This is a genomic window from Corallococcus sp. BB11-1 (genome assembly GCF_026626625.1).
In the GTDB taxonomy this organism is placed as follows: domain Bacteria; phylum Myxococcota; class Myxococcia; order Myxococcales; family Myxococcaceae; genus Corallococcus; species Corallococcus soli.
Genome location: NZ_JAPNJY010000028.1, coordinates 1 through 12307 on the forward strand (window position 1 = coordinate 1; position 12307 = coordinate 12307).

A 12307-nucleotide genomic window follows, 5' to 3' on the forward strand; every position below is an offset into this window, starting at 1 on the left:
CAACGGTCGCGTCCGGGTTGAAGCGCAGCACGCGGGGCAGCGAAGGCGCGGTGGCCTGCGTGTGCAGCTTCTCCAGCACCTTCAGTTCGATGGTGCCATCCAGGCCCAGCATCCGGTCCAGGCCCTCCGCGGGCACCTGCCGCACCACGTCGTAGCAGGCGCGGAAGAAGTCGCGCTCCCTGCCGGCGTGCTCCTTCCAGAGGGCCGCGTACACCTTGGGCAGGGGGGGCGCGTCGTCCAGGTCCTCCACGGTGAGCGGGACGGTGGCGACCTCCGCCTTGTCGCGCCCGTCCATCAGGAACTCCGGCATGAGCTGGAGCAGCGCGTGGCGGGAGAGCTGGAACTCCGCCAGCGTCAGGTACGTCTTGAGTGACATCCAGAAGCGCCGGCCGTCCGCGCCCGCCACGTACTTGCAGAAGAACGTGGAGCAGACCGACTCGCGGTACGCCCAGATGGTGCAGCCGCCGGAGTCCAGCGCGTAGTACGGGCAGCGCATGTTCGCGGAGCGGCCGAAGAACTGGTGCGCGTTCTTGTACAGGTGGTTGAACTTCGCGGGGGCCTTCACCCACTGGGGGCTCACGCCGATGCGGCTGTCGATCTTCTGCTCGATGCGCCGGCGCCCCTCCGCCATCTCCTTCGAGTCATCCGACAGGAGCGCGCCAATCAGGTAGTTGGGCAGGCGCGGGTAGTACGTGCAGCACTTGGTGTCCGGCCGGAACAGGTGTTCGACGCCGTCCACGGACTCCACGGTGGCCTGCGCGGACGTGCGGCTCATCGCGCACTTCGCGCACGTGGCCTTCGTCTCCGTGGGCGCCTCCTTCTGGAAGAAGGACGGGAGCAGGTCCCGGTACAGGGCGGGCAGGGTCGAAAGGATGGAGGACATGGCGTGCGTGCGGTGTCAGGAGGCCCGTGCGGCCCATTCCAGGTGGTAGGTGACGGCGTCGGGGGAGTGGCGGGTGCGGTGCAGGGTGAGGCCCTGCACCCCGATGCGCAACAGGCCTTCTTCCAGCACGCCCTCCGCGAAGCCCTCCAGCAGCTCCGGCTCGTTGAGCCAGAGGTCCACCTGGTTGGCGCCCAGCACGGTGAGCCGGGTCTCCGTGAAGTTGTTGCCGCTGCGGAAGTTGTGCTGCATGCGCTCCAGCGAGCGCATGGGCCCCACCACCTTCGCGAGCGTGAGCACCGCGCCGCCCATCAGGGTCTGCGCGTAGCCCTCGATCATCCGCCTGCCCAGCAGGCGCCGCGCGGCGTCCAGAGGGTGGGAGGGGTGCAGGGTGCGGCCCACGTCGTCCAGGCACTCCACCCATGTCGCCAGCGGATAGGCGGCGAGCAGCGGGGCCTTGAGGTCCAGGCCCCGCGCGCGCAGCCGGCCCACCAGGGCCTCCGGCAGCTCTGGCAGGAGCGTCTTGCGGTACAGGCTGTCCACGGTGTTGCCGAAGATGACGCGCTCGTCCCGCATGGCCTCGTGCCTTCCAGGGACCCACGGGGGCCCCGGGCGCGCATTCTTCGCCCAGGGCCCGGAAGGAGGCCAGTTCCCGGTGCGACAGGGGCTCCATGTTCGCTCAGGCTTCCTCGTCGGGGAGGAGCATTCGGAGCAGCTCGTCGTCAGGTCCGAGTGGGCGCCAACCGGAGGGAGGAGGTACCGCGCGGAGCGCTACTGCGAGGCCGCCGCGCGCCGCCTGGAGGAGGGCGCGTCCACGGTCGCCCGCGCCGCCTGAACCACCGCTGGTTCCGATTTTCCCTCTCGAATGAGGGCGAGAAACCGGAACCGCTCAGCCCTCCGGCGGATCGCTGCTCAACCAGAAGGAGCGGTTGCCGCTGCTCAATGCCTTCGCCAGGAACTCCTTGAACGAGGAGGCGATGCGAGGCGCCTCGTCAGGGGAGGTCTCGTGGAAGGCGTCAAGCAGCGGGTAGCGGTCGTTCTCGCGGTGGGCCACGTCCACGATGACGAAGTTGGTGTCCTGCATATCCACCAGGGTGAAGTGCGACGGCGAGCCGTCCTCGTTCTCATCGCGGCCCCTGATGGCGACGCGGGCACGCTCGATTCGCTCGAGCGGGAGGATGCGGTAGTTCATTTCCGGTGGCGCCTCGAACAGCGCAGCCCCATTGCAGCGTAGGTAGAAGGCGCGAAGATCGTCGTCGAGCTTCCATCCGACGCGCATTTCAAAGGCGGCTACCTGCGAGGGCGACGCGGGCGGATTGGGGAAGTGAAGCCGGGAAACCTCGGCCAGCAGCTGTTCCATGGGCATGGCAGTTCCTCAATCAGCGTAAGGGCGCTCAGGGCCCGGCGTCAGCCATCTGCCACCAGGGGCGTAGCAGGCGGGGTACTCGGCGTTGTAGGCCTTGTGCACGGAGTCAGGGACGGGCAGCACGTTGTCGCGGGCTGTCGGTGCTCCCCCGTGCGCCAGGTCGAAGACGTGATGGCCCGTCCAGAGGTCGCCGGACGTGCTGGGCCATTCCCCGAACTCCGAGCTCCACTCGCGCCTGAATCCCCTGCGTGCCTTGTCCCAGGTGTTCCGACGCCACTGAAGGTCTGGAACCTTCGGGTAGTCGCAGCAGCAGTGGGTGACGGCGAGGCGCCCACCAGCCTCCGCGGGCATCAGCATGAATCGCCCCTGCCAGTCGCCCTTGATGTCGGCGAGCCACATGCAGCCCATGAGCGCGTGGCCTTGGGCTGCGCACTTCGATTCGCAGCGGGCCATGAACGCGGCGCTGCACTGCCAGGGCCCGTAGTAGAAGGTGGTGCGCACCTGGCCGCCGGCCGGGCTGGGCATGAGTGGGCTCGTCCACTTCGCGGACGCGGGGGGGGCCGACGGTGCCGACGGTCGCCGAGCCGCAGCCCGCGAGGGCGAGGATGGCGGCGGCGCTCGCGGCGAGCTGCTGGTGGCTGGCAGCTATCACGGTAAAAAGTGATAGCGCGGCCATGGTCGGAAGTTAAGTCACAGCCGCGAGTGCGCCCCCATTGCATCCACCTCCACCTCCACCTCCACCGCGCACGGGTCGCGGTGGAGGCGGGAGGCCCTGGTGCGTCAGTAGCTCACGGACAGCGACACGCCGCTGAAGGCCGTGAAGGCCCTCAAGAGGATCCAATGCCGGCCCGCGTTCGCCTGGGTGCCCAGGCTGCACGTCTCGGTGTTGCCGTTCAGGTAGGGACGGCAGTTGTACGCGGTCGCGGTGGGCGCGGACCCGAAGCGCGTGTAGAGGTCCACGTCCCCGGTGCCCCCGGAGACGCTCACGGAGGCGGCGGTGTTCGCGGGTACGTCGAAGCAGAAGTACTGCTGCGAGCCCGCCGGGCCGGAGATGTTGGAGACCGTGGTGTTGTTCGGCAGCACCGTGCAGGGCGGCGGCGGGGGCGGGACGCCCACGCCCACGGCTGTCCACGCCGCGTCCACCGCGTCCTGGATGGCGGTGCTGTAGCCCAGCAGCTGCGCCGAGTACCGCGTCGCCGTCTTGGCCGCGTCAAGGTTCGTGTTGGCGACGAAGAGGTTCCGGTTGGCGTGGTAGAAGATGTGCGCCGCGGCCTCCACGCCAATGCCCGGCACGTTCACCGTCGACTTGCCCCTCGGGTGCACGCCGCCCGTGGCCAGCAGCTTGAACGCGAGGTTCGGCACGCCCGAGCCGTAGTGCACCGGCGTGCCGGGGCTGAGCTGGGCGTAGTGGTCCACCGACGCGCCATCCAGCGCCGGGTCGTCCATGTAGCGCAGGGCGTCCCCGGGCGTGTTCGGCGTCATGACCTGCTCTCCGATGTGCCAGACGCCCGTCGAGGCGCTCCAGGTGCCAGACGCCCAGCTCCCGCACGTCGCGGCGAAGATGTCCGACAGCGACTCGTTGAGGGCGCCAGACTCACCCGAATAGGTGAGGTTGGAGGAGAGGCTCGTCACCGCGTGGGTGACCTCGTGCACGACGACGTCCGGATCCATGCAGGGCGTCCCCGACGAGACGCCGTCGCCGTCGCTGCACACCACCACGTTGTTGAGCCAGTAGGAGTTCGGGGTCTGCGTGTCGTAGTGCACGACCGCCCTCAGCGGCCCGCCCATTCCGTTGTAGGAATCCTGGGCGAAGTTCTGCTGGAAGCAGTCGTAGAAGAGGCCCAGGTGTTCGTACGTCGTGTCGAGGACCGTGTCGCCGGTCGCGGCCTGACCCTCCAGACGGCACACGCCGTTCGTCGGGCCTCCCACCGAGCACACCTTCCGGTCCAGAGCGGTGTGGATCTCCGAGGTCCGCCGCACCTCCGCGCCGTCCGCCGCGCTGATGAAGACGTGGTCGCGCACCGGCAAGCCGTCCGGGGCCACGCCGGACACCACCACCTCGAAGGCCCGCACCAGGGCCGCGTCCGGCGTCGGGCGCACGAACACCTCCCGGGGTGCCGCCGCCGTCTGGCCTCCGGACGTCGCCGCCAGGGCCGCCTCCCGCGCCCTCTCCGGGGAGATGCGCGCTGGCTCCAGGGTCCCTTCACCATCGCGCGCGGTGCCGTTCACCAGGTACACCCGGCCGGCCGGGTCCAGGTGCACGAGCAGCTCCTCGCCCACGACCGGCAGGCCCGCCTTCACCTGGGCATAGCGCACGTGGGTGTGGCCCAGCCCGTCGCGGTGAATGCCCACGGGCGTCACGTCCTTCGGATTCAGCCGGAAGACGGGCAGCACCCGGACCAGCGTGGGCTCCAGCAGCGCATGCGCCTGCCTGGCCGAGGCCCCCGGGATGGGACGGCCCGTGGCCCCCAGCTCCCCCTGGAGGAACGACGGGACACCATCCTTGTGCGCATTCAGCACCTGCACACCGGCCAGGGACGCCAGCACCGCCGACGCCTCGTCCCGTTGGCCGGCGAACTTGATGAGCCCGGAAGGCGGAGGCGCGGGGGCCTGCGCGTCCGGCCCTCCAGCGCCACAGGCGGACAAGGTGAACGTCAGGCCGGCCAGGAGCCAGCGGCTGCTACGCGTCATGGATCTACCCCCGTTGGAGATGAAGCCCTGCTTCAAAGCCTTCCAAGGAAAGCACGGGCCGCTGACTGTCAGTAGGGGTCGCGGAAGACATGGAGTCCATGGACGGATCACCCAGGCCCACGTCGGCGGCGGTGCACCCACCTGGACGGGGGGCAGCCATCCGGCCGCGAAGTCCGGGCGTTGTGACGCGGGGCGCGATGATAAGGACGGCCCCGCTGTTACCTCCCGTCACCCGTTCGCAAGGTCCTCCATGCTCACGCTGCGCGGGGCTCCGGCCCTCTCCGAATTCCGGCTCGCCAAGCTGCTCGTCCGTTGTCGCGAGCGGGTGCCCACGGTGGCCACCCTCTATTCGGAGTACGTGCACTTCGCGGACACCTCCGCGCCGCTGACGGACGCGGAGGCGGAGCGGCTGGGGCGCCTGCTGGAGTACGGCCCCCGCGCGGCGAAGCGCGAGCGCACGGGCACGCTGCTGCTCGTGGTGCCGCGTCCGGGCACGGTGTCGCCCTGGTCCACGAAGGGCACGGACATCGCGCACCACTGCGGCCTCTCCCAGGTGCGGCGCATGGAGCGCGGCGTCGCGTTCTTCCTCACCGGCCCCGGCGGACGGGCCCTGGAGGCCGAGGAGGCCCAGGGCGTGGAGGCGGTGCTCCACGACCGGATGACGCAGGCGGTGCTCTCCCGGATGGAGGACGCGGCGGTGCTCTTCCAGACGCACGCGCCCCGGCCGCTCACGCGCGTGGACGTGCTGGGCGGAGGACGGGCCGCGCTGGCGCTGGCCAACGGCGAGCTGGGCCTGGCGCTGGCGGAGGATGAAATCGACTACCTGGTGGAGCGCTTCACGGCGCTGAAGCGCAACCCCACGGACGTCGAGCTGATGATGTTCGCGCAGGCCAACAGCGAGCACTGCCGCCATAAAATCTTCAACGCGTCGTGGACGCTGGATGGCGCGCCGCGCGAGCGCTCGCTCTTCCAGGCCATCAAGAACACCTTCGCCGCGAGCCCCGGCGGCGTGCTGTCCGCGTACAAGGACAACTCCGCCGTCATCGAGGGCTTCGAGGTGGAGCGCTTCTTCCCGCAGGGCGAGGCGCGCGAGTGGGGCGCCGTGCGCGAGCCCGCCCACATCATGATGAAGGTGGAGACGCACAACCATCCCACCGCCATCTCCCCGTATCCGGGCGCGGCCACGGGCGCGGGCGGTGAGATTCGCGACGAGGGCGCCACCGGGCGCGGCGCGAAGCCCAAGGCGGGGCTCACCGGCTTCTCCGTCAGCCACCTGCGCATCCCGGGCTACACGCAGCCGTGGGAGGTGCCGTACGGCAAGCCGGAGCGCATCGTGTCCGCGCTGGACATCATGCTGGACGGCCCGCTGGGCGGCGCCGCGTTCAACAACGAGTTCGGCCGGCCCAACCTGTGCGGCTACTTCCGCAGCTTCGAACAGCACGTCCCCACGCCCACCGGCGTGGAGGTGCGCGGCTACCACAAGCCCATCATGCTGGCGGGCGGCATGGGCAACATCCGCGCGGGCCACGTGAAGAAGGCCCTGCTGCGCGCGGGGGACAAGCTCATCGTCCTGGGCGGCCCCGCGATGCTGATTGGCCTGGGCGGCGGCGCGGCGTCCTCCATGGCGCAGGGCGCGAGCGCGGCGGATTTGGACTTCGCCTCCGTGCAGCGTGACAACGCGGAGATGGAGCGCCGCTGTCAGGAGGTCATCGACCAGTGCTGGATGCTGGGGGATGCGAACCCCGTGCGCTCCATCCACGACGTGGGCGCGGGCGGCCTGTCCAACGCGCTGCCGGAGCTGGCGCACGACAACGGCCTGGGCGGCCGGCTGGAGCTGCGCGAGGTGCCCAACGACGAGCCGGGCATGTCCCCGGTGGAGATCTGGTGCAACGAGGCGCAGGAGCGCTACGTGCTGGGCGTGGCGCCGGAGGACCTGCCGCGCTTCCAGGCCCTGTGCGAGCGCGAGCGCGCCCCCTTCGCGGTGCTGGGCGAGGCCACGCAGGAAGAGGTGCTCACGCTCACCGACCGCGAGCTGGGGGACACGCCCATCGCGCTGCCCATGGACGTGCTCTTCGGCAAGGCGCCGCGCATGCACCGCGAGGGCGTGTCCCGGCCGCTGAAGCACGCGCCGCTCTCCTTGCCCCAGGACTGCAAGGCCCTGGCGCACGCGGTGCTGTCGCACCCGACGGTGGCGGACAAGTCGTTCCTCATCACCATTGGTGACCGCACCGTGGGAGGCCTCACCGCGCGCGACCAGATGGTGGGCCCCTGGCAGGTGCCGGTGGCCGACTGCGCGGTGACGCTGTCCTCCATCCTGTCCACCACCGGCGAGGCCATGGCGCTGGGCGAGCGCACGCCGCTGGCGCTCATCGATGCGGCGGCCTCCGCGCGCATGGCGGTGGGCGAGGCGCTGACGAACCTGGCGGCGGCGCGCATCGACAAATTGTCGGACGTGAAGCTGTCCGCCAACTGGATGGCGGCGGCGGGCAGCCCCGGCGAGGACGCGAACCTCTACGCGGCGGTGCACGCGGTGGGCATGGAGCTGTGCCCCGCGCTGGGCATCGCCATCCCCGTGGGCAAGGACTCCATGTCCATGCGCACGCAGTGGCAGGAGGGCGGCGCGAAGAAGGCGGTGACGTCGCCCCTGTCGCTCGTCATCACCGCGTTCGCGCCGGTGCTGGACGCGCGCCGCGCGCTCACGCCGCAGCTGGTGGACGTGGGAGAGGACACGCGGCTGCTCCTGGTGGACGTGGCGGCGGGCCGGCAGCGCCTGGGCGCCTCCGTGCTGGCGCAGGTCCACCAGCAGGTGGGCCCGGAGTGCCCGGACGTGGACGACCCGGCCCGGCTCAAGGGCTTCTTCGCCGGGGTGCAGGAGCTCCAGGCGGCGGGCCTGCTGCTCGCCTACCACGACCGCTCCGACGGCGGGCTCTTCGCCACGCTCGCGGAGATGGCCTTCGCGGGCCACTGCGGCGTGGACGTGGACGTGGTGGCGCTGGGCGGTGACGCCGTGGCGGCCCTCTTCAACGAGGAGCTGGGCGCGGTGGTGCAGGTGCGCTCGGGCGACGTGGCGACGGTGCGGGAAGTCCTCGCCCGGCACGGCCTGGGCGCGCACGTCCAGGAGCTGGGCCGGCCCACGCAGGCGCAGGTGGTGCGCGTGCGGCAGGGGGCTCAGGTGCTGCTCGCCGAGGACACCTTGGCGCTCAAGCGCACCTGGTCGCGCGTCAGCTACGAGATGCAGAAGCTGCGCGACAACCCCACCTGCGCGGAGGAGGAGTACGCGGCGAAGTGCGACGCGGAGGACCCGGGCCTGTCGCCGGTGCTCACGTTCGACCCGACGGTGGACGTGGCGGCGCCGTTCATCGCCAGGGGCGCCCGGCCCCGCGTGGCCGTCCTGCGCGAGCAGGGCGTCAACAGCCAGCAGGAGATGGCGGCGGCGTTCACCCGCGCGGGCTTCACCGCGGTGGACGTGCACATGAGCGACCTGCTGGCGGGCCGCGTGTCGCTGGAGGACTTCAGCGGCATCCTGGCGTGCGGCGGCTTCAGCTACGGCGACGTGCTGGGCGCGGGCGGGGGCTGGGCGAAGTCCATCCTCTTCAACCCGCGCACGCGCGACGCCTTCTCCCAGTTCTTCGCGCGGCCGGACAGCTTCGGCCTGGGCGTGTGCAACGGCTGCCAGATGTTCGCGCAGCTGCGGGAGCTCATCCCCGGCGCGGACGCGTGGCCGCGCTTCGTGCGCAACGCGTCCGAGCAGTTCGAGGCCCGGCTGAGCACGGTGCAGGTGGCCCCGTCCCCGTCGCTCTTCTACCGGGGCATGGAGGGCAGCCGGATGCTCATCGTCGCGTCGCACGGCGAGGGGCGCGCGGAGTTCTCCAGCGCGGAGGAGGCCGCGCGCGTGGATGGCTCCGGGCTGGTGACGACGCGCTGGGTGGACAACCGGGGGCAGGTGGCCGCGAAGTACCCGGCCAACCCCAACGGCTCGCCGCTGGGCATCGCGGGGCTCACCACCCGGGACGGGCGCTTCACCGTCACCATGCCGCACCCGGAGCGCGTGCACCGCACCGTGCAGCACTCGTGGGCCCCGACGGCGTGGGGCGAGGACGGCCCCTGGATGCGCATGTTCCGCAACGCCCGCGCCACCCTGGGGTGACGCGGAGCCCGGAGGGGCCTTCCTTCGCTACTGGAGGAAGGCGCCCTTCACCGCGTCCAGCAGCGGGTTGGCGCCCGTCACGGGGTCGGTGCAGCCCTGGTTCACGGTCCAGATGATGGCGCCGCCGTAGCCCTGCTCCTTCACGAAGGCGCCCTTGGCCGCGATGGCCTGCGGGCCGTCATAGGAGATCCACCTCACCGTCCCGTCCTCCACTTCGCTTCCGCGCGCGAAGGTGAGGTAGCTGGACTGGGCCTGCGGGTCCCAGTGGTAGGTGCCCCGCGGGGCATAGCCGAGGATCTTCTTGTAGTTGAAGGAGTTGTCCCCCCCCACGTAGTCGGACCAGTCCGTGAAGGGTTGGTAGGGGCCGGTGATGTTGCGCCAGGCCAGCCCGTAGAACGGGATGCCGATGCCCAGCTTCTCCTTCGGGATGCCCGCTTGCACCCACGCCGCCAGGCTGGAGGACACGGACGTGGGGCGCATGCCCGCCTCTCCCGTGAGCGCGGAGGTGTGCCAGGACTGCCACCCGTCCCATGGGCCGATCATCTCGTAGGTCATGACATTGACCTGGTCCAATGAGGGCGCGAGCTGCGCGTACCAGGGGTCCGCGTCCTCGGGGAAGTTGGTGTTGATCCAATGGATGGGGAAGGTCAGCAGCATGTTCGGCCGCGCCGCGCGCAGCGCCCGCACCAGCGCCAGCAGCCGCGGCCGGTCCGCGACCTCCACCGGCTCCCAGTCGATGTCCAGCCCGTCGTAGCCGAAGTCGTCCACGGCCTTGAGCAGGTTGCTGACGAAGGCCGCCCGGTTCGCGTCGGAGGCCGCGCCCACCCAGCCGTCGTGTTCGCCGGAGCCGCCCACCATGATGACGGCCTTGCGCCCCGCCGCGTGAGCGCGCTGCGACAGGAGCCGCGCGATGGCGGGGCCTTCATCGTTGTCGAACTGGGTGCTGAGCGTCCCATCCGCCCGGGGGATGGCCCGGCCCACGAAGATGTGCGTCATCGCGGTGAAGTCCACCTTCTCCGGCGGGTACTCATCCGCGTTCCAGCCCGTGTAATAGCCCGACACCCACTTGCCCTGGCTGGTGGGCGCCTGCACCACCACGAAGGCCGTGGCCTTCTGCCGGGGGTCCTCGTTGCTGGTGGCCACCACGTTGAAGGTGCCCGGCGTCGCTGGCGCCGTGTAGACGCCGGTGGCGCTGACCGTCCCTCCCGCCGGGCCCTGCGGCACGGACCAGGTCACCGCCGTGTTGGGGGTCCCCGTCACGGTGGCGCTGAAGGCCTGGGTTCCACCGGGGACCAGGATGACGTCCGTCGGGCTGACGGCGACGCTCACCACCGGCGGAGGCGGCGTGGACGCGGCCTCCACGCCAATGTCGTCGAAGTAGAGCGGCGGCAGGCCCTTGCCGCGGTCCTCCTGGATCCAGAGCCCCGTGATGCGGGTCGAACCGGCAGGCACCAGGCTCGACAGGGGCACGCGGCAGGTCGTCCACTTGTTGGCCGGGATGGCTCCGCCCGTGCAGGTGGGGCCCAGGGGGACGCCCACCGGCTGCTGCGTCCCGATGACGGCGCGCACGCGCAGCGCGGCGTCACCGCCGGTCCTGCCCCCATTCACCTTCAGCACCAGCGTGTCGCCGGCCGCGATGGTCAGCTCCGGGTGCGCGAAGTAGAGGGCCTCCCACGGGCCCATCTTCACGGAGATGGAGTAGGTGCCCGAGGCCACGGGACTGGTGTTGCGCAGGGAGTGTTCCTTCGCCCAGGTGTAGTCCTGCCAGGGCAGCACCAGTTTGTTCCGGTAGATCCACGTGGTGATCGCGGGCGGTGAAGCTTCGGCCGGCGACGCGGCGAAGGCTCCCCCGCTCAAGGCCAACCCGAGGGTCATCGCCGCCAGCAACCACGTCCATTGCCATCTCATCGCGTTCCACCTTCGGAGGGAAAGTGCTTCGGGCCTCGCTTGCTGGAGTTCGCCGCCCGGGACGGGTTGCTTGCTCCAGTCACCCGAGCTGCTCGCACGCCGAGCGAGGACTGGCGTGGTGAAGCAATCTCGGGGGGGTGGTCACGTTCCGCACCCAGCCCTGGAGGAGGTACCGGGGGCGCGCGAGTGAGAGGGATTGTTGCCTAGGTGAGGACGGGTGGAAGGGGATTTCCCTCGGGGACGTGTTTCATGGCCACGGAGTTCATGCAGTAGCGCAGCCCCGTGGGCGGCGGGCCATCCGGGAAGACGTGGCCCAGGTGGCCGTCGCAGCGGGCGCAGCGCACCTCGGTGCGCACCATCCCGTGGGACACGTCGCGGATCTCCGTGAGCGAGTCCGGGGTCAGGGCCTGGGTGAAGGACGGCCAGCCCGTGCCGGACTCGAACTTCGTCCCGGACTGGAACAGCGGGTTGTTGCAGCCGGCGCACACGTAGGTCCCCGGCGTCTTGGTGCCCAGGAAACAGCCGGTCCCCGGGTACTCCGTGCCGTGGCGGCGCAGCACGTCGAACTCCTCGGGGGTGAGGCGCTTGCGCCACTCTTCATTGGAAAGATTGAGCTTGTCCGTCATGGGTCCTCCTCCACGGTTCCGGGCGCCTGCCCAGACACGGCCTTGGATGCTCCAGCGTGATTCCCGTCGCAACGTATAGCAGGGGAGCAGGCGGGGGGCCGCCGTCCGGGAAGGGCACCGCACGACCGTGCGGACCTGGAAAGGTGTGGGCCACGAAGCAAGGGGGGATGGGGGTTCTACCTCCGCATGGGGATGCGCCCTTCTGGAGGAGGTACCGATGCGGATTTCGGAACTGATGCACAAGGACGTGGAGACCATCGACGCGGATGAGTGCCTGCGCACCGCCGCGGAGCGCATGCGCACCTGCTACATCGGCGCGCTGCCCGTCACGGAGAACGGCCGGCTCGTGGGCATGCTGACGGACCGGGACATCGCCGTGCGCTCCACGGCGCTGGGCAAGGACCCCAACGTCACGCCCGTGCGCGAGGCGATGACGCCCACCGTCATCACCTGCTCCAAGGACGACACGCTGGATGCCGGCGAGCTCCTGATGGAGGAGAAGAGCGTGCGCCGGCTGGTCGTCGTGGACGAGGACCGCCACGCGGTGGGCATCCTCAGCATGGACGACGTGGCCTCCATCCCCGGCAAGTTGATCCGCCCCGGGGAGCTGCTGGAGCACCTGAGCATCTATTCGTGAGCCGCTGGTGAAGAGGGCCCGGCATCCCCCACCGGGGTGGGGAACACCGGGC

The 12307-nt window shown here is 70.5% G+C and carries 9 protein-coding genes and 1 pseudogene; 2 read left to right on the forward strand and 8 right to left on the reverse strand.

Features of this window, described 5'->3' with window-relative positions:
* The 6 genes and pseudogenes from OV207_RS21520 to OV207_RS21545 all read right to left on the reverse strand — a co-directional run.
* Positions 1-883: hypothetical protein (locus OV207_RS21520; RefSeq protein ID WP_267556996.1), on the reverse strand; the 883-nt coding region annotated here is incomplete at its 3' end.
* Between the two features lie 15 nt (positions 884-898).
* Positions 899-1456 carry a DUF2378 family protein gene (locus OV207_RS21525; protein ID WP_267556997.1) on the reverse strand — a complete coding sequence of 186 codons (558 nt, stop codon included), beginning with the start codon at positions 1454-1456 and terminating at the stop codon, positions 899-901.
* Between the two features lie 103 nt (positions 1457-1559).
* Positions 1560-1652: pseudogene (locus OV207_RS21530) on the reverse strand (NUDIX hydrolase); the annotation flags it as partial.
* A gap of 117 nt (positions 1653-1769) precedes the next feature.
* The gene (locus OV207_RS21535) at positions 1770-2240 is read right to left on the reverse strand and encodes an SMI1/KNR4 family protein (RefSeq protein ID WP_324291554.1); all 471 of its coding nucleotides are present in this window, start codon (positions 2238-2240) and stop codon (positions 1770-1772) included.
* A 15-nt stretch (positions 2241-2255) separates the two neighbouring features.
* Complete coding sequence (locus OV207_RS21540; RefSeq protein ID WP_267556999.1) at positions 2256-2771, reverse strand: hypothetical protein; 516 nt, start codon at positions 2769-2771, stop codon at positions 2256-2258.
* A gap of 255 nt (positions 2772-3026) precedes the next feature.
* Positions 3027-4937: a M4 family metallopeptidase gene (locus OV207_RS21545; protein ID WP_267557001.1), complete on the reverse strand. Its 1911-nt coding sequence runs from the start codon at positions 4935-4937 to the stop codon at positions 3027-3029.
* A gap of 250 nt (positions 4938-5187) precedes the next feature.
* Here OV207_RS21545 and purL point away from each other — a divergent pair, with 250 nt between their 5' ends.
* Positions 5188-9084 (forward strand): phosphoribosylformylglycinamidine synthase, encoded by a 3897-nt coding sequence (purL, locus tag OV207_RS21550; RefSeq protein ID WP_267557002.1) that lies wholly within the window; start codon positions 5188-5190, stop codon positions 9082-9084.
* A gap of 27 nt (positions 9085-9111) precedes the next feature.
* Here purL and OV207_RS21555 read toward each other — a convergent pair whose 3' ends face one another.
* Positions 9112-10992, reverse strand: a complete 1881-nt coding sequence (locus OV207_RS21555; RefSeq protein WP_267557003.1) for a glycoside hydrolase family 18 protein — start codon at positions 10990-10992, stop codon at positions 9112-9114.
* Between the two features lie 203 nt (positions 10993-11195).
* Positions 11196-11618 (reverse strand): peptide-methionine (R)-S-oxide reductase MsrB, encoded by a 423-nt coding sequence (gene msrB / locus OV207_RS21560; protein ID WP_267557004.1) that lies wholly within the window; start codon positions 11616-11618, stop codon positions 11196-11198.
* Positions 11619-11835: 217 nt separating this feature from the next.
* On the opposite strand from msrB, the gene OV207_RS21565 reads away from it, so the two are divergent.
* Complete coding sequence (locus tag OV207_RS21565) at positions 11836-12255, forward strand: CBS domain-containing protein (RefSeq protein WP_267557005.1); 420 nt, start codon at positions 11836-11838, stop codon at positions 12253-12255.
* Positions 12256-12307: the final 52 nt, after the last annotated feature.